At 51.4% G+C, this 18,366-nt stretch carries 14 protein-coding genes and 1 pseudogene; 7 read left to right on the plus strand and 8 right to left on the minus strand.

The window, feature by feature from the left end; all coding sequences use genetic code 11:
• Positions 1–293: 293 nt before the first annotated feature.
• Both FLT43_RS08220 and FLT43_RS08225 read right to left on the minus strand, forming a co-directional pair.
• Positions 294–1,583: an MFS transporter gene (locus FLT43_RS08220; protein ID WP_167386832.1), complete on the minus strand. Its 1,290-nt coding sequence runs from the start codon at positions 1,581–1,583 to the stop codon at positions 294–296.
• Between the two features lie 190 nt (positions 1,584–1,773).
• Positions 1,774–3,153 carry a radical SAM/SPASM domain-containing protein gene (locus FLT43_RS08225; RefSeq protein ID WP_087445467.1) on the minus strand — a complete coding sequence of 460 codons (1,380 nt, stop codon included), beginning with the start codon at positions 3,151–3,153 and terminating at the stop codon, positions 1,774–1,776.
• A 1,245-nt stretch (positions 3,154–4,398) separates the two neighbouring features.
• Here FLT43_RS08225 and FLT43_RS08230 point away from each other — a divergent pair.
• Complete coding sequence (locus FLT43_RS08230; protein ID WP_087445332.1) at positions 4,399–5,409, plus strand: phosphotransferase; 1,011 nt, start codon at positions 4,399–4,401, stop codon at positions 5,407–5,409.
• Positions 5,410–5,515: 106 nt separating this feature from the next.
• Here the strand turns inward: FLT43_RS08230 and FLT43_RS30040 are convergent.
• A pseudogene (locus FLT43_RS30040) lies at positions 5,516–6,475 on the minus strand (IS256 family transposase); the annotation flags it as partial.
• On the opposite strand from FLT43_RS30040, the gene FLT43_RS08255 reads away from it, so the two are divergent.
• The gene (locus FLT43_RS08255) at positions 6,474–6,845 is read left to right on the plus strand and encodes a DUF3899 domain-containing protein (RefSeq protein WP_087445329.1); all 372 of its coding nucleotides are present in this window, start codon (positions 6,474–6,476) and stop codon (positions 6,843–6,845) included. The pseudogene FLT43_RS30040 and the gene FLT43_RS08255 sit on opposite strands and share 2 nt — an antisense overlap.
• Positions 6,846–6,934: 89 nt before the next feature.
• Here FLT43_RS08255 and pfkA read toward each other — a convergent pair whose 3' ends face one another.
• The 3 genes from pfkA to FLT43_RS08270 all read right to left on the minus strand — a co-directional run bounded on the left by pfkA (position 6,935) and on the right by FLT43_RS08270 (position 9,434).
• The gene (gene pfkA, locus FLT43_RS08260; RefSeq protein ID WP_087445328.1) at positions 6,935–7,906 is read right to left on the minus strand and encodes a 6-phosphofructokinase; all 972 of its coding nucleotides are present in this window, start codon (positions 7,904–7,906) and stop codon (positions 6,935–6,937) included.
• A gap of 11 nt (positions 7,907–7,917) precedes the next feature.
• Entirely contained in the window at positions 7,918–8,955 is a 1,038-nt protein-coding gene (locus FLT43_RS08265) for a tetraprenyl-beta-curcumene synthase family protein (RefSeq protein WP_244194414.1), read from the minus strand.
• A 161-nt stretch (positions 8,956–9,116) separates the two neighbouring features.
• Positions 9,117–9,434, minus strand: a complete 318-nt coding sequence (locus FLT43_RS08270; protein ID WP_087445326.1) for a hypothetical protein — start codon at positions 9,432–9,434, stop codon at positions 9,117–9,119.
• 179 nt (positions 9,435–9,613) lie between these two features.
• Here FLT43_RS08270 and FLT43_RS08275 point away from each other — a divergent pair, with 179 nt between their 5' ends.
• A complete protein-coding gene (locus FLT43_RS08275; protein WP_087445325.1) occupies positions 9,614–10,807 on the plus strand; it encodes an MFS transporter in 1,194 nt (397 codons plus the stop codon).
• 421 nt (positions 10,808–11,228) lie between these two features.
• On the plus strand, positions 11,229–11,879 hold the full coding sequence (locus FLT43_RS08280; RefSeq protein ID WP_087445324.1) for a nitroreductase family protein: 651 nt from the start codon (positions 11,229–11,231) through the stop codon (positions 11,877–11,879).
• A gap of 108 nt (positions 11,880–11,987) precedes the next feature.
• Here FLT43_RS08280 and FLT43_RS08285 read toward each other — a convergent pair whose 3' ends face one another.
• Complete coding sequence (locus FLT43_RS08285) at positions 11,988–12,902, minus strand: helix-turn-helix transcriptional regulator (RefSeq protein ID WP_087445323.1); 915 nt, start codon at positions 12,900–12,902, stop codon at positions 11,988–11,990.
• A gap of 164 nt (positions 12,903–13,066) precedes the next feature.
• Here FLT43_RS08285 and FLT43_RS08290 point away from each other — a divergent pair, with 164 nt between their 5' ends.
• Positions 13,067–16,222, plus strand: a complete 3,156-nt coding sequence (locus tag FLT43_RS08290; RefSeq protein ID WP_244951374.1) for a glycoside hydrolase family 2 TIM barrel-domain containing protein — start codon at positions 13,067–13,069, stop codon at positions 16,220–16,222.
• Positions 16,223–17,390: 1,168 nt separating this feature from the next.
• On the opposite strand, the gene FLT43_RS08295 is transcribed toward FLT43_RS08290, so the two are convergent.
• A complete protein-coding gene (locus tag FLT43_RS08295; RefSeq protein ID WP_042229382.1) occupies positions 17,391–17,588 on the minus strand; it encodes a cold shock domain-containing protein in 198 nt (65 codons plus the stop codon).
• Between the two features lie 204 nt (positions 17,589–17,792).
• Between FLT43_RS08295 and FLT43_RS08300 the strand changes: the two genes are divergently transcribed.
• Positions 17,793–18,026, plus strand: a complete 234-nt coding sequence (locus FLT43_RS08300) for a hypothetical protein (RefSeq protein WP_087445322.1) — start codon at positions 17,793–17,795, stop codon at positions 18,024–18,026.
• A 51-nt stretch (positions 18,027–18,077) separates the two neighbouring features.
• Entirely contained in the window at positions 18,078–18,257 is a 180-nt protein-coding gene (locus FLT43_RS08305; RefSeq protein WP_087445321.1) for a hypothetical protein, read from the plus strand.
• The last annotated feature ends 109 nt before the right edge of the window (positions 18,258–18,366 follow it).

Here is an 18,366-nt window from a genome sequence, read left to right on the forward strand (position 1 = left end):
ATCAAAGTGACAAATCGTAGTCAAGATATAAATATGTGATCCGGAAGGGGGATATTGCTAAACTTTATATAGAAGAGAAAGCAATTCCATAAAACGGTGTATGTTCCAGCACCAAACTTCTTCCTTCTCAATTTTCTTACTTAACCGAAAAAACAGAAAAAAACTTCAAATCGGAAACACATATGAACTTGAACTGCAGAGGCCTGCTATGTCTGCTCCGGTAAAATTCTATGTAAAAAGGGTCTGCACTGCCTGCAAACCCGAATGTGTTTCCGCTTATGTTGGCAACTGGTTTATGTAGATACTCCGTCTTCATGGACTGTATTTGCCTGTTGTACCGTAGATGTCTTATCAGTCAACGTTCGTAGCGGAGTAATACAGAAAGCACCCGCTGTGATCAGAATCAAACAAATTCCATACACACGAACGACAGATTGAAGTTCGACACCTAGATGCAACAGATACGACATCAGCGCCAAAGATAACGGAGTCAAAGCAGTCGATACAGATGTCATAATAGCTGTCACTTTACCCAGCATACGAGCCTCTGTCGTCTTCTGAATGTATGTAAAAATGGGAATATTGGATAGTTGAATCGAGTAGCCGATTGCAAAAAGCGCGCATACCGCCAGCGCAAACTGGTGTATGAAGCCGAGTGCGCTATAGCCGAGCACGACGACGGCCAGGAAGCACAGCATCATAAGCCCGGGACGAACAAACGTTTTGCACAATGAGGTCGTAAGCGCTCCCAGTATAAATCCGATGCCGAGCGAGATCTGCAGACAAGCAAGCACGAAGGCGCTGCCCTGCAAAATATCCCGGGCCATAATCGGAATCATGACTCCCATCGGCCCAGCGATAAAAAAATTCATTAGGAAACCAATTCCGGTGGTAATTGGCAAAATGCGATGTCCCCGAACATAGGCAAGCGAAGCGCGAAAGTCCTCCCATGGGGTTGTTGAGCGTGTGGATTCAACCTGCTGCGGCGGGGTTCGAACGCAAGCGATAAGCAATGAAGAAATGAGAAGCATTGCCATACAGAACAAAAAAACGCCAGTAAATCCGATAGAAATAATTAATGTACTGCCTATGAGCGGCCCGATAATAAGGCTGTATTGCCCGGCCATCCGTAACAATCCATTCGCCCGCTGCAGCGAATCTTTATCGGTAATGGAGACGATCATGGAAGAATGCGCGGGACCGGAAAATGCGTCCATAATGCCAAACAGAAAGGAAACGATGATCAGGAAAATCGGAGTAAGCGTATCGGTCAGATAACAAGTCAAAATGGACGCGATAAGAAGGAATTCCGACCACTGCGAGATAAGAACGACCAATTTCCGGTTTAACCGATCGGCAATAATTCCGCCATAGATCGTAAACAACAGGCGGGCGAACGTAGAGGCGAACAACATCATGCCCAAATAACTGCGCGACTCGTAGATCGTGAGCATCAGCCATTCCACGGCGATGATATAAATAAAATAACCGGGACTGGAAATAAGGGCCGCCGTCAAAAAAAAGCGGTAATTGCGATTGCCCCAAATACCGGATTGGGGCGTGGCTTTCAAATGCTCGTCCATCGAACTACGTCCTTTCATAAAGCATTTCCATTTTCATCCCTCATTTTTGAATCAATATATTCTATTCAATAATAAAAGTCAATATAATGGTCAAAGTATCATACTCAACTACAAAGGAAATGAACGAGATAGTCTCTGTTCGTTCCGCTGTTCACTACTTCGCTGAATCTCGTTGGTCTTATTAGGGAGGTCAGGCTTTGACCTTACTTTCGCATGTTGATGCATGGACTGAGTAATCTCCGTTAACGAGTTTCATATATTTCTTCACATTCTTTTTTATTGGAGGGCATGGAGTTATTCCGGATTCGATACGTTTCAGCGGACAGGCGTTTCCTTGGCAAGACGGTCTAAAGAAGCATTTGGTGCATGCAGGGTCTTCATTAACGCCTCCTGTAGTCCATAGACTCCATTTCTCCTGATCGATTACTACATCACCGTTTTCTAAAATGTCGCCAACATGGTTATAAGGATTATTAAAAGCAACGGTACATTTATAGATCATTCCATCAGAGCCGATAACTAGAGAAGAAGGATTGGAAGCGTAGCATTCAGAGCCACCCGGTTGTAAATATTGCTTGTAATAATCGAAATTGAATCCTTCTTCTTTCGCTTTATCATAAAAAGTATATAATTCTTTCTTATCGCATAAATGGATATCGGAGGTCTGTTCTCTTTTTAAATTTTCAATCGATGAGAAATGCAAAGTAAAACGTGAATCCTCTACAAATAACTCTCCAATCATTGAAATATATTGATTCATCGTCGTGGCTACTTCGTCATTAATATTTGAGCGTATAGTGACGTGAAATTTTTCGGGACTGTGTTTCATTTGAATAAGATTAGATAATATCGTGTCGAATGTTTTTTCTCCTAATGTCCCCACCCGGTAACGGTCATGCGTTTCTGCTGTTCCGTCAAGCGTTATTTGGAATGATCTCACTTCATATTCCATTAGCTGCTCAAATTTATCTTTATCAAGTAAATAACCATTCGTCGTCATACCCGCTCGATAATGAACATTGTTTTTCTTGCAAATCTCTATGATTTGTGGCGACATTTTTTTGATTATATTAAATGATTTCAGTGGTTCTCCGCCAAACCAGTTAATTACCAGGCTATTATATCTCGGCAATGTTTTCTCCAAATACTTGAGAACGCCCTTTTGAACCGATTCCTTCATTTCCGATTTAACAAAATCCTCATAACAATAGACACAACGAAAATTGCAATCTTCATTCGGCATCAAGATAAGTTCAAGGGTCCGGTTAAAGGACAACAAATTATATTTTTGCGCGGTAGCCATTTGAAACTCATCTACACTCTCACGTACAAGAAAACCTTTTTGAAATAAAAAAGTTATAATCTCAGAGTTCCTGTCATTATGTAATAATTCCACTGATTTTGATCTCAGTACACTCTTTACGCGCTCTGCTTGATCACCGTCAAAAACAGCGATTTTCCCGCGATAAGAATTATATAATCGGAGTCTGTCCCCATCTTGACTCATTACATTAAAACGTGACGGCTTAAGTATATTTTGTGCAACAGCAATTTCATCAGTTATAACCAAAATCAACACCTCCACCATTATGAAGTTACAGGAAGGAAGGATAGACATCCTCCCTTCCTGTAACCGCTTTCTACAAAAGACAAAAAAATTACCCGCCACACTGCACATTAATGATAATATCTCCATCTCTATTGCTCATTGCAAACATCTCTTCCACCTCTTCACACCTCCTTTCACTATACTTATTTTGAAATATATCCCATGCATCAATTTATGTCAATATCACTATTAATATAGCAATTATTTAAAAATATTCCATGAAAGTTGAACCATTGAACTTTCATAATAGAAGGGAAGGATCGCCGCATGTACGAGCAAACTTCAAACTGTGCATTTGCGATTAATAGGTATGTCTGTACGCAAGATTGCCACGATCATCTGTCGTTCGGAGAAAACCATTCGCCTCTACATCTTCGCCTATGAAAAATAAGGTTTGTCGGGCCTGATCATGCGTTTCTCCCCCGGGCGCTCCCCACGACTAACGAAAGAACAGCGGGAATTCGTCATCTTTTGTTGGAAGATGAATGCATGATCCGCGATTATCAGGCCCTCCAACGAACGTGGGACGAACCGTCTCTGTGTGCGAATGGAGTCTGATAGCCAGCCTATTGCAGAAGCACAATCACAAATTTGCCATAGAGCCTAAAATGACCGATTCAGCTTGACTGTCTGCTTGACTTCACCGATAATATAGCTAGCCCACTTGGGAAATTTTTGTTCCTAAAGGAGATGTTTTCTATGACTATCTATATGATATTGGTGGTTATTCCTTAAAGTTCAATATCAGGCATATGCCAAAAAACGGGATGGTTACCCGTCTTTTTGCTGTGCCGCCAATCAGTAACCTTTCGTGAATACTGCTGAGAGCGGGATACGGTGGAGGTCGTATCTCTTTTTGTTTTTAATGCCACGGTCAGCAGCTTCTTTAGAGGCTGCTTGTCCGTGGCATTTTTACGCCCAAAAACAACTATTCTAAGGAGCGAAATATGTTAGATTTGAAGCAATATGGCTATGTAGAAGCTGACACGCCGAGAAGTGACTTAATACCCGGACGGGTAATATTACACGAGAAAAAGAGCGGTGCTTCCGCATAGCAGCCATTCTCGAACAGGTTGTAGCAGCGAATTTCGACGTCAACCGTATCACGCGTTATTTGACCAGGCGCGGCAAAGCGGTGGCCAGCAGTCATCGCTGCTCAATGCGCTGATGGAGCAAACAAAAAAAGAAAATCGGAGGGTTCAAGAGATGAGCGATTCCAAAATCAAAGTTGAAACACTAATAAGTGTTTTAAGCAAAATGCTCGGCGCAAACGTGATTCATGCCGACTACGAAGCCAAGCAGTTACACGGCGGTACAGTAGGGGATGTACGACTTGTCACAGGCATAGCCGCAACCGATACCGGCGGGAAACTGACGTATAATGTGGTTTTGAAGGTACAGAAGAGATGGGAGCGCCGTGGCGACCCCGATTCATGGCGCAGGGAGTATGACCTTTACGCATCGGATTTAAGTGCGGCTTTCTCCCCTTCCTTTCGCTGGCCTGTGTGTTACCATGCGGAGTTGAACAATGATGAAACGCAATTATGGCTGGAATATATTGACGGTATATCAGGATTATACCTAACCGTAGAAATGTACGAACGTGCAGCCGAGGAATTAGGGCGATTCCAAGGCAAACTGTATGCCGAACAGCCAACCCTGTTGCAAAACCTAACCAACCTAAGCAAAGTTGCGTTCATGAAAAACTACTATCTGCATTACAAGTCATGGAGTGAAGTCTATGATTACATTCGTGGTCATGACTGCGAAATCCCAAGGCACTTGTGCAAAATGCTCATCGACGTTGATGAGAACACAGACGAAATATTCAATCGCATAGAAAAGCTGCCCATCGTGCTGTGCCACAGAGATTTTTGGGTGACGAATATATTTTATTCAAACGATAAAATCGTACTAATCGACTGGGATACCACCGGATGGGGTTATATGGGCGAGGACATCGCAAGTCTTATAGCGGATGAACCAGACGTTAACCACATGGTTGAATACTACCAAAAATGCGTTCCGGCGTATTACAAAGGTTTCTCGGAATATGCGGACATATCCCATATCTCGGATCATTGCGTTAGCGAGCTAATCCTTGTTATGTTCGGATACAGGCTTATAGAGTGGTACAAATTCGCTAAGTCCCCCGACGAAAAAGCGCTGCATCTCAATACCCTACAAAAAATCTATGAAATGAGGGATATTCCATGAAAAATTACCCTAAAATGGAAAAAGGAGATTCCGAATGGATGATAGAGCAAGCAACTGACGTGGCATGATGAAGCCAGTTGGCTTTCGTTATTACGGTAAAAAAGGCTGGCAGATTGTCCATCGCTGTCGCATCGTCAAAGCCCTCTTCCAAGACCCTCATGGCCTTTAGAGCTTTTCTTCAAATGTTTCTTGTGTCCGCTTTAGCAGTGTACGGGCACGGGTCTCGTCCACAGCTTCGTAGAAGGCCCTTACATGGGCCTTCTATTCGTCACGGCAAGATGTAGGAGCAGCATCCATTACGCATAAATTAGGTTTGGCACTGTTGCCAGGTTATTCCTTGGAAATATTGCCGAATCGCTTTTACCAAACCACCGTGATGGTCGCTTGTAATGACATCAACACCATGCGACCCGCTTTTGAGGTGCGTATAGAAAGCTCCTCACGTTGCTGCTGACTCGGTATCATCTATGGTAAGTCCCAAGCCGTTCCCGGTACCCATCCGCATTAATCCCATTTGCATCATCACGCCACGTGAGCGCACACGACCGTCTTCCCGAACTTTGACGTACAGAGCGTCAGCAATAAGAAAGGGGTAGGCCTTGTCCAGTTTTCGGTTATTTCAACCTATACGAGGGGATCCAGTTGCTTGTAGAGCTCACTAACAGTCGATTTGGGAAGCTCCGTCCCGCACAGTTCTTCCGTGATATTGCTTACTTTTCGCGTTGAGCACCATTGAGTACCATCTCCATCATGGATAAGACAAGGGCTTGCTCACTGCGCTGGTACCGAGAAAAAAGTTCCGCAGAGAACCGACCGTTGTGGAAACGCGGCACTTGCAGGGTTAATTGCCCCACCCTTGTTGTCAGCCGATGAGGATATGATCCATTACGGTAACCTGCACTTTCTTCTGAGCGCTCATAGTGCCTCGCCTTTAGTTGTTCCGTTGCTTTTGCCTGCAAACTTGATTTAAGATGGACTCTAATAGGGCCGCTATTCCCGCATCTCTTGATTCGGATAAAAACAGTTGATGAAATAGATTTGTAAATCTAGAAAGGAGTCTTACCATGTTACGATTAATCATTTTTACTTCACTGCTTCTCAGTATTTTTACTATTTCTAACAGACATGTCCCGACTCTCGTCAATCTCTCGAATTCCTTTTTCATCATCGGGCTCGTCTATTTATGTATCGCTTTGTTTTGCCATGTCCGAAATATCGGATTTTTCAAATCTTTGAGTTACCATCTCCAGCGTAAAAGACAAGCCGAAGACGCGGCCAATCGCATCGATGCTGCAGGCGGAGAGTCAATGTCCAAGCCGAAGCTGCATGAACATGCCGCCCGGATCGGCAGCGGCCCCTGGCCGAACCGGATGTTTTATCTGTTCGCGATTCCGCTGCTGCTCTGTTCATTCGCGCTTGCATACGCTTCCATGTAGCGCAATAACAAAATCCGGCCGACCGCATCGGTTGCAGTCAGCCGGATTCTTATCCGAGAGCTTGAACGGCGGATATCCAATCCGTTCCCTTATTGGGACAGGCGGGTTGCCAGCTCGTACAGCTCCATATTGAATTCTTTTTTCGTGTTGACGACCTTGTCAATATCGGTTGCGACCAACTCGCCACGGATCATGCCGCATCCCTTGCCGGACTCGCCCTCCATCAGCTTGCGGACCGCGAAGTCGCCAAGGCGGCTCGCCAGAATCCGGTCGAAGGCGGTCGGCGTTCCGCCGCGCTGGATATGTCCCAGCACCGTAACGCGAGGCTCGACGGTCGGGCAGCGCTCGATGATGCCTTGAGCCACGTCTTCGCCGCGTCCTACCCCTTCGGCGACGATGACGATGCTGTGGCGCTTGCCTGCTTCGAAGTTATGCTTCATACGCTGGGCTACTTCATCGATATCGAACGGCACTTCCGGCACCAGAATGGATTCCGCGCCGCTGGCCACACCGGCATACAACGCGATGTCGCCGCAGTGGCGGCCCATAACTTCGACGACAGAGGAGCGCTCATGGGAGCTCATCGTGTCGCGCAGCTTGTTCACCGCATCGACCACGATGCTGACGGCCGTATCGAAGCCGATCGTATAATCGGTATACGAGATGTCATTATCAATCGTTCCCGGAAGGCCCATCGTCTTGATTCCCAGCTTACTGAGCTTGTTCGCGCCTTGATAGGAGCCGTCGCCGCCGATGACGATCAAGCCGTCGATGCCGTGAGCGCGCAGAATGTCCGCGCCCTTGCGCTGGCCTTCCTCCGTACGGAACTCCTGACAGCGTGCCGATTGCAGAATCGTGCCGCCGCGCTGGATAATGTCTCCGACGCTGCGCAGATCCATCGGACGGATATCCTCATTCAGGAGGCCTTGATAGCCGCGCTGAATGCCGAAGACCTCGATTCCATTGAATAAGGCTGCCCGCACCACTGCGCGAATCGCCGCGTTCATACCTTGGGAGTCTCCCCCGCTCGTCAGGATAGCAATTTTTTTGACATCAGACATGTTGTTTCCTCCTAGTTCTCCTTATGCGTATGTTTACGTATCCAACGACTGTTGACCCAGAAGAACAACCGCATCAACGGACTATTCCGCATCAATCGCCGGCATACGTCCTGCACCTCAGCTTGGTCTCGTACTTTGGGATCGGACAGATACAGCGCCAGAAGCCCTTCGATAATCATTCGGTGGAACCGTTCCTCCGGCAGCTTCTTCACCTGCTCCTTCGCCGCTTCCGCAATATGGCCAATCCGGTTCACGACCGTAGATTGGTCCGGGTAGTAATGGCAGAAATTCAAGTCTCCGCCCACCCGGTCTTCCTCCTGATCAATCAAATAATCGAGCAGAATGTGAAGTCCGCATACATATGGAAAATAAGCTTCCCGGATAAGCCCGGCATCCTCCCTCGTTAGCCCGCCGTCTATAGATGCGGCGAACAATTGGAACACGCCGAGAGTAGATCCCGTCGCTGCGGCGAACTCATTCCACGTCAATTCCGGGAACTTGGCCTCATAGTCCCGCCACCAAGCCAGCAGCGCTTCTTCCCGCTTCGCCGGATCGATATGCTTGTACACCTGAAGATCGGTATACAACCCGACGAGCCAGACGATATCCGTGCGGGCGGCTTCGTAGCCGGGAAGCTGCGCGATACAGGTCCGGCACTTCTCGACCAGTCCCCGCAAATACCCGCCGTCATCCTTGTCTTCCCTCAGGGCGTAATAGTCTGCAAACGGGCGCTCGGGCTGGACTGCATCCAGCATCGATTGGTGCAGAAGCCGGAAATCATCCGGATCCAGCGAGGTGCTTCGGTCGCACAGATTATCCAAATAATCGCTTATCGTCTGAAAAGCTACAATCAACGGAATGATGATACCACGCGTCTCCGGCCGGATGGCGGCGTATACCGCACCGCCCTGACAGTGAAACTGCTTCGTGGCGATGCTGGCCAAGGCCTGTCTGCGCAGTTCTTCGTTCGGAATATTCTCTGCCCGCGCCCGCCAGGTATCCAGTTCGGAACGTACCCCCGGCAGGATGTATTTATATACGCGGTGCATGAGCCGCAACGGCCCCCTTGGAGCCACTGAACGACTAAGCTTGTGATGGTCCAAGAATAACCTCCCGTTCTCCAGTCCTCCACCAGTGGATGCACTCATTTTAGCCAAAACTATTATATTACGAAGTGACTCTTTGCACAAACATTCCTGCGCCTATTTGCCTAGAGATGGCTTTTGGCGACAGTATCCTGCTGCACGCGGAACCATAGATGAAGATCGTTGATGATGCTGGCCAGCTCCGCGATATTCCAATTCAGACGGCAGGATGCCTCGAACCGTTCTTCCTCGTTCAGTTCGTGCTGAAGGGCGACAATGCGGCCCTCGAGCTGCTTCACCCGCTCCGGTATGCAGCTTCGGATGTCTTCCCAACGCGCGATGACCTCCGCCTGTTCAGTGAAGCTTAACGAATCCCAGGGCACGACCAGCACCGGGAGTTCAATGCCAAGCCGTTCATCCCGCTCGAAGCGATACCGATTCATACCTGCGACCTCTCTCCTCCCGCTTTCTGTGCAGAAGCGACTTTTGCAGTTACTGTACCATTACGGGCCTGGAAAGTAAATGTCATCTGTCGCGAATCTCGCCCCGCATCCCGTAAAAGCATGATATACTATAGCATGCTTTTAATGATGCAATGCTTGACTTCGTGGGGGGAACCATCATGTCGCAACCGATTGTGAAGAGCCGTGACGCCCATTGGCTCCGTGCCTTTACCTTTTCCATCTTTATGGCGTCATCCGTCGTCGTATCCTATCTTCCGCTTTATTATCAGGCGCTCGGATTTACAAGCGTTCAGATTGGATTGCTCTATTCCATCGGACCGCTTATCTCCATCGTATCCAATCTGTTCTGGGGCTTAATCAGCGATCGGCTCGGCACATTGAAAAAAGTTCTGATTCTGCTGCTGTGCGCCCAAATCATCCTGTCGCTTATTCTTAGTCAATTCGCTTCGTTCGGATCGGTTGTCCCGATTCTTATCCTGTTCTATTTCTTTTATTTCCCGATATTCCCGCTGAACGACAGCTTCTCTATCGTGACGGCACAAGCTCAGGGCAAGAGCTTCATCGGCATCCGGGTGTTCGGCTCGATCGGATTCGCTGTCGCTGCCCTGCTGTTCGGTATGGTGCTGCGCACAGCAGGCGCCATCTATACCGTATGGGTGCTCGTATTCATCGGGGTCTTGTCGCTTGGCATCGCCTTCTTCCTGACGGACAAGCGGGCATCGCTGAAAAAAATGGAGTTCTCCGGGCTGTGGGCGGTGCTCAGACAACGCGAGGTGCTGTTGTTCTTCCTGTTCGTGCTGCTGCTCGCCATCGCGCACCGGTTGAACGAGGCCTTCCTTGGAGTGACGCTGACCGGACTCGGCGCGGACGAATCGCTCGTCGGCTGGGCCTGGATGCTGTCGGCCGTGAGCGAGATTCCAATCTTCTTCCTGCTCAACGCCTTCGGCGATCGCTTCAAGGAGCTCCCGCTGCTCGCTTTGTCCGGATTAACCTATGCGATCCGGCTGCTGCTCGTTGCCAATCTGCAGACCCCGGGCGCCATCGTGGCGACGCAGCTGATGCACAGCGTGTCCTTCGGTATTTTCTATTTTGTCGCCGTCCGTTATATTAGCCGGGTTATTCCCGAAGAATACCGTTCCACGGGACTCGCGCTCTATACGATCGTATGGTCGAGCATCGCCGGTCTGCTGAGCGGCACGTTCGGAGGCATGCTGCTCGAAGCAAATGGCAAGGACATGGTCTTCCATGTCGGAGCAGCATTCGCCGTCGCCGCCTGCGCCGGCTTCCTCGCAATGGCCGTTCATTCCCGCTATGCTGAGACCGGGACGCGATGGCCGAGGCGACGCCGATAATCTGTGGCAAGATGGCGGAAATTACGCCGTTCAAACCATCAACGCCAGGAAGCAGCAAGCCATTTGGAGATGTCGGCTGCCAGGCCGCAGCTGGCATTGGGAGGCGTCGCTGCCCAGGCCGCAGCTAGCATCGAGAGGTCCTGCTGCCGAGGCCGCATTTCGCACAGAGAGGCTCTGCTGCCATGTCGCGGCAACTCTTTGAGCGCTGTCAGATCGCTCTACGCCGAGGGGAAGCGTCGTGGTCACTCCGACTGTAAAGCGGAAATCGTTGCAATCCGGCAGAGCGGCCCGTATAATATGATCAGGTCTTAGTACGTGGTACTAAATGATGCGCAACGCAATACTTGCAAAGAGCAGTGCAGGTCAAACCAGAGACGGACTTTTTGAACAACCTCTTATACAGCGAAGGAGAAATGATACGATGACGTTATATGATACCGTGAAGGAAGTCATTCACAGCCGCCGAAGCGTCCGCCGCTTTACGGAGCAACCCGTCGCCGTCGAAGACCTGAAGGAACTGATCGACTGCGCGCGGTATGCGCCAAGCGATACGAATTCGCAGACGTGGGAATTCATTGCAGTCATGAACCGGGAGCAGATTCGCCGGATCGAGCAGATGACTTGGGACGCGCTGCACGCCAAGGCGGCCGAAGCGGAAGAGCGGGGCCTCGCCAAGGAAGCCCGCCTGCTCGTCAAGTCGTTCGGCCCTTATGCGACCGCCTTCTCCGAAGCGCCCGTCCTGATCATCGGACTGGCGACGCCTTATACGTCCAAGTTCCGCGAACGGATCTTCGATCCGATTCAATTCGTGCCGGAGTCCGTATGGGAGGAAGAAGGCATTAAGAGCAGTTGTCTCGCGCTGCAAAATCTGATGCTCGCCGCCCATGCGCGCGGATTGGCGACCTGCCCGATGACCGGGCCCGTGCTGCTCGCCGCCAATCCGATCAAATCACTGCTTGACATTCCGCCGGACCGGCAGGTCAATATGGTGCTTTCGCTTGGCTATGCCGCAGATACGCCAGCCAAGCTTCCACGCAAGCCCGTCGAAGAGATTCTCCGCATTATCGAATAATCGCTTGCGATGATTCCTTCTTTTATACAGACAAGCTCCTCGGCCTCCTTTCAGACGAATAGGCTGAGGGGCTTGTCTTTATGTTTTCCTCCCCAATTGGATTGCGCATCAGCTCTTCTTAGCGGCCCAGCCCATAACGTTCATCGCATCCGGCAGCAGCATCCGTTCTTGCTCGTCCGGCTTGTAAGGCAGGCGCCCGTACATCTGGCGGAACTGGACCGGTGTCATATGCTCCTGCTGCTTAAAGCGCTGGATGAAATAGCTTGCATGCCGGAACCCTGCCTCCTTGCCCACATGAGCGACAGCCATGTCCGGGCAGCTGATCAGGAGCTGCTTCGACTTCCGGATGCGAAGCCGGTTCACATATTGCAGCGGCCGCAGGCCGAAGGTGCGGCGGAACAGCGTGCAGACGTACTGCGGCGATACTTGCAGCCGATCTGCCATCTGCTGCAAGGAGACATCCTCCTGATAATGCTCGTGAATCCACTCGAGCAGCGGGGCCAGCGGCTGGACGCCTGACTTGCGATGCAAGCCCCTGTCATGCCGGCCGCATTCGGACCATGCCATCATCAACTCATAAGCCAATGCGGACAAGCGGGGTCCATGGCCGCCGCTCGCCCGGTCCAACCAGGAGATCGCGCCCCGAATGAGCGCCAGCGTCTGCTCCGGGTCACCGACCGTCATGGCGGCCGAATGGTGAACATGCACCATCGAGGTCAGTTCCTGAGCCAGCGCTCCGTGATAACCGAGCCAATAGATGCCCCACGGCTCCTCCAGCGGCCGATAGACATGCGGCACATCCGGGTACAGCAGCACCCCTTGTCCCGGACCGATCTCCACTGCCGGACCGCCGCCTTTCCATTGGAACATGCCTCTTCCTGTCGTGCATTGCAGCCACTGATAATCCGGGTAACCGTGCGGGCGGATCGTCTCCAGTTGGTTCGTCCAGCTCCCCACCGTCGTTACGACCAGAGGAAGCAGACGCTCTTCGTCTGTCAGAATGGGGAAATGAATGCTGTCCAATCGTCCCCCTCCTTGTCATGGAAATATCGAATTCTTTCATATTATTATATCCATTATAAAATCGTTAGATTGAAATGCAATGGATCACGGTCCTATCATAGATAGAGAACAGCTTCATATTGTGTCATTATTTTCATTCATGTTTCCCGATAACGAACGAGAGGATGATTTCCTTGACACTGCCCATCTGGCAAGATCCGACCAAGCTTCATCTGAACCGGCTGGATTCGAGAGCCTACTTCATTCCGCATGCCCACGCAGACGATGCGCTGACCTATGAAAGAGGGCTCTCGCCCTTCTTCCAGTTGCTGAACGGAGAGTGGAAGTTCCATTACGCGCCTTGGCCGGAGCAAGCACCGAAGGAGTTCGAGCAACCGGACTATGATGACGCGGCGTGGGAGCGCATTCCCGTACCATCGAATTGGCAAATGGAAGGGTATGGAGCTCCCGCCTACACCAATATACTCTATCCGTTCCCCGTCGATCCGCCGCATGTTCCCGACGAAAATCCAACCGGATCGTACCGCCGCACCTTCTGGATCGACGAGTCCTGGTCCGGCCGGAAAATCGTGCTCCGCTTCGAAGGGGTAGACAGCGCCTATCACGTCTGGGTGAACGGCGTCCTTATCGGCTACAGCCAAGTAAGCCGCATGCCCGCCGAGTTCGATATTACCGGCCATGTTCGCAGCGGAGCGAACCTGATCGCCGTGCAGGTGTATCAGTGGAGCGACGGCACCTATCTTGAGGATCAGGACATGTGGTGGCTGAGCGGGATTTTTCGTGACGTCTATTTGCTGGCCTTCCCGGAAATGCATCTGTGGGACATGACCGTGCGGACAACCCTGTTCGACTCCGGCAAGCACGCCCGGGTGGATGTGAAGACGCTCCTTCACAACGCAGGCGGTTCTTCTTCGGGCGGCACCCTGTCCATCACCCTGCTGGATCGCTCCTTGCGGCCGGCGTCCGAGACGGTTGCCGTCGACATCGACATGCTGACCGCGGGAGAATCACAATCGCTCAGCGCCGCCCTTGACGTTGCGGACCCGAAGCTGTGGAGCGCCGAGACGCCTCACTTGTACCATCTTCTGCTGGAGCTGAAAAACGCCCGGGGCGAAGTGACTCAGACCGTCGCCCACCGGGTCGGTATCCGAGAAGTGAAGCTGGAGGGCGGCAATCTGCGCGTGAACGGCCGGGCGGTCATGTTCAAGGGCGTCAACCGCCACGAATTCCATCCTGACTTGGGACGGGCTGTGCCGCTTGCCACCATGATCGAAGATATCAAGCTGATGAAGCGCTTCAATGTAAATGCGGTACGCACGTCGCATTACCCGAACGATCCCCGATTCTACGAGCTGTGCGATGAGTATGGGCTGTACGTCATTGATGAGGCCGATCTGGAGACGCACGGATTCCAGCCAGCGGGGGATTGGTCCCGCCTCAGCAAGGATCCAGTCTGGACCGCTGCTTATGTTGATCGGATGGAGCGAATGGTCATGCGGGACAAAAACTTCGCGAGCATCGTCATGTGGTCGCTCGGCAATGAATCGGGCTATGGACCGAATCATGGCGCGATGGCGGAGTGGGCGCGCAGCTATGACCCTACCCGTCCGCTTCATTACGAGGGCGATTGGGACGATACGCTCGGCATGGATATTCATTCCCATATGTACACCTCCGTTCAGGAAGTGGAGGAGATTGCCGGCAATGATGATCCGCGCCCGTTCATTCTGTGTGAATTCGCCCATGCAATGGGCAACGGTCCGGGCGCGTTCGAGGACTATATCGAGCTGTTCTACCGCTATCCGAAGCTGCAGGGAGCCTTCGTCTGGGATTGGGTCGATCAGGGCATCCGCCGGATCAGAGTGGACGGTCAGCAGGAGATGGCTTATGGCGGAGAGTTCGGGGAGCGGCTTCACGACGGCAACTTCTGCCTGAACGGGCTCATCGACGGCGACCGGCAGCCATGGCCCGCGCTGCATGAATACAAAAAGGCAATCGAACCCGTCAAAGTTACCGCCATCGATCCCGCTTCCGGACAATTCGAAGTGGAGAACCGTTTTGACTTCCTGCCATTGAATACCCTTCAAGGGTTCTACACCGTCGTGGCTGGCGGACGCATTGCCGCAAGCGGAAGCTTCCCCGTTCCGGACATCGCTCCTCGCTGCAAAGCGGCTTGGATCTGGCACATCGGCCTGGCGCTGCGCGAGATCGCCCCTTCCCTGATAGGTCAGGAGGTATGGCTGAAGCTGTCCTTCCAGATGCCGATCAGCACGTCCTGGGCCGAAGCGGGCCATGAATTGGCCTGGGCCCAGTTCCCGCTTGATCCGGCCGTCTTCCTGCCGCCAGCTTCGGCGGAGATGGCCCGACACTGCCTCTCGGATCGCACCGTAGCGCCAATTGGCGTGCGGGAAGAAGAAGGGGCCTATATCTTGACCGGGCGCAGCTTCCGCTTCGACATCGATCGTCACAGCGGCGCTCTTCTCGCCTGGCAGGCCGAAGGCGCGGATCTGCTCACATCGGGCCCCCGGCTGCAATTATGGCGGGCCGCCATTGACAACGATATGTACAACGTGCCGGAGTGGCGTTCCTTCGGTCTCCATCAGTTGGATGAGCGGGTGGACGAGGTTCAGCTCGACGCGTCCCGAGCCAGCGATGGTGTGGTTCGCGTTATCCGCCGCACTCGCCTGGGCCCGCCAGCCTTGTCTTGGGGACTCCGCTGCCGGCATGAATGGACGATTCGGCAGGACGGAACCATCACCTTGCATGTTCACAGCACGCCAGAAGGGAATCATCCGCAGGTGATGCCGCGATTCGGTTACGAGCTCACGCTTCCGGGCGCCTTCGATCGCTGCGTCTGGTACGGCCGCGGGCCGGGCGAGAGTTACGCAGACAGCAAACAAGCGGCAGGCTGCGACTGGTACGAAGCGAGCGTAAGCGATCTGATGACCGCCTATGAGAAGCCGCAGGAGAACGGCAACCGGACCGACACGCGTTGGGCCACTTGGACGAACCGCCGTGGATTCGGCCTGCTGGCGCTAAGCAACGGCACATTCGACTTCAGCGCCCATCGCTACACAATTGCCGACCTGGAGCGCGCGCCGCATCACGCAGATCTGACGCCGCGGGAAGATATCATCGTCCATCTGGACAAAGCCCAGCATGGCTTAGGAAGCAACAGCTGCGGACCGAAGGCGCTGCCCCAGCATGAGCTCCGCGTGGACGACATCACCTTCACCGTCACGCTCGTCCCATTCAGCCGGGACGCAATCACACCGGATGCGCTAGCCCGCCGGGTCGCTTCCCTTCAGGACGCGGAATAACTGATACAGGAACGGGGCCGATAACCGCGGCTCCGTTCCTTATGCGTCCGCCGGACCCATAGCTCAGTTGCAACAATCGGCTAGCGCCGGCTTAGACGATAAATGCCTGCGTTCTGTTCCTCCCTTCCCCTGGCTCGTCGTTCCCGGAACACACGCTTTACGTGCTCCGGCACATAGAAAAACCTTGAATGATGCGTGATTTTGAAGAACTGATAGCTCCGAGTCCTTAATACCAGTTCCCCGTCGCGCAGAAAGTTTCAGTGAGTCCTGGTGCTCCCCTGTCTCCTATAAGCGCTATCCCTGTAACGCAGGAGGTCGAAAAATTTACAGAGTAATGGGCTTACATTCCGTATCCCTTCAACGCAGGAGTCCAACTGTTAGCCTTACTTCCGCGCTGCTTATGAATGATATCCCCGTCGCGCAGGAGGTCGAATAATCCGCTCAGCTACGGGCTTATTAAGTGTATCCCTGTAACGCAGGAGAGCAACTTATAACCTTACTTCCACGCTCCTTATGCACGGTATCGCAGTGATTCAGAATACTGCAAGAAACTGTTTATGCTTGGTCTTGAAAATTCATGTTTCTTACATACAAGGGTATAAATTGACTTCTTCAATTAAGTTAGGTGTTATTGCAAGTTGAGAAGTGAGGTAAGGACGAAGAGGCAATCATGACTGCTGGGGATATTGAGCGTAAGGCATTACGGAGGCAGCATGAACGGCAGGGATATCGAATATAAGGAATCGCGGACGCTTCCCTGATCGACAGGGATAATCAACATAAGGACCTACGAAGACTTCCATGAACGACGGGAATAGTGAACATAAGGAACCGCAGAGGTTTCCCCGATCGACCGGATACTGAACAGCTTCATGAGCCACAGGGATATCATGCGTAAGGCGTTGCGGAAGCTTCATGACGGGGATAGTGAACATGTGGAATTGCGAAGGCATCATGCAGCCGCAGAAGCGTCTGACCAGCTGGATAAAAATATATGGCACTGCGCTCTAACTAGAAAGTAAGGTATCGCTTCGGACAGGCCGAACCCCAACCGCCTTCCCTGCTCATCAACCCGTTCAAAAAAACAGCCCTGACCAGAGAGGTCAGGACTGTTGGGTCGTGCTATTGTACACTATTTATAAATGAAGGGCCCGTCGTGGGCATTTCATTATAATTTAATGACATTAGCAGCTTGTGGACCACGGTTTCCTTCGGAAATTTCGAATTCTACCGCTTGGCCTTCATCCAAGCTCTTGAATCCATCGCCTTGGATTGCGGAGTAGTGCACGAATACATCGTCACCGTCTTCCACTTGAATGAATCCGTAGCCTTTTTCTGCGTTGAACCATTTTACAGTACCTTTCAAATTCAAAACCTCCTCACATAATCCACCCTTACAGGTGAATAATGTAATTATACTGGAGGCGTATGTGGAACGCAACTTTTTTTTGCCAATTCAATTTGATTTTCGCTCACGGCCTGGGTTATCATGATCGTTACAAGGATGCGACACGAAGGCAGGCGCTGAATGCAAGCCCTGTCCCGGCAACGCAGAAATGAGGTTTTCACAATGATGAAAAAGCATGTCATCTACAAGCATGACAAATGGAACATGTTGACGGTCGAAGTGCAGGGCCGTCATATCGTATTGCGCGAGATATCCGATCAATGGGGAGAAGAGTGCCACAACTTCCTTAGCCGTCCTGCACTGATGCAGTGGGCAGAGCAGCGTTTCCCGAAGGAAAACTACGCAGGCAAGGAAGAAGATTGGCAGAGCATTATGGATGCGTTCAAGCAAGTCTAAGCTTGCTTCGCGTCCACGGTATTATATCAGTTCGAAGAAGGCAGGTCGCTTATGAATTCGTCTACCAATATTATTTTCATCATTTTGGCATTCTCGCTCGGAGCGATACTTGTATGGAAAAAGGATAGTGTGCCGCCTGCCCTTCGCCGCCCGATGGCTATTGCGGCGCTCCTGTTCCTTGTCTTTGCCTTTTTCCTGGTTGTCTATTCCTTCTGGACCGCCGGCACATAGACCCAGCGGCATCCGGAAGAACGTGTTAGACTCTCCCTCTGCCGGCCATACTATGGAAGTATGTTCATCAAGTCAGGTTAGACATTGTGAACAGTAACGACAAGTATGA

The sequence above is a fragment of the Paenibacillus thiaminolyticus genome (assembly GCF_007066085.1).
Lineage (GTDB): Bacteria > Bacillota > Bacilli > Paenibacillales > Paenibacillaceae > Paenibacillus_B > Paenibacillus_B thiaminolyticus.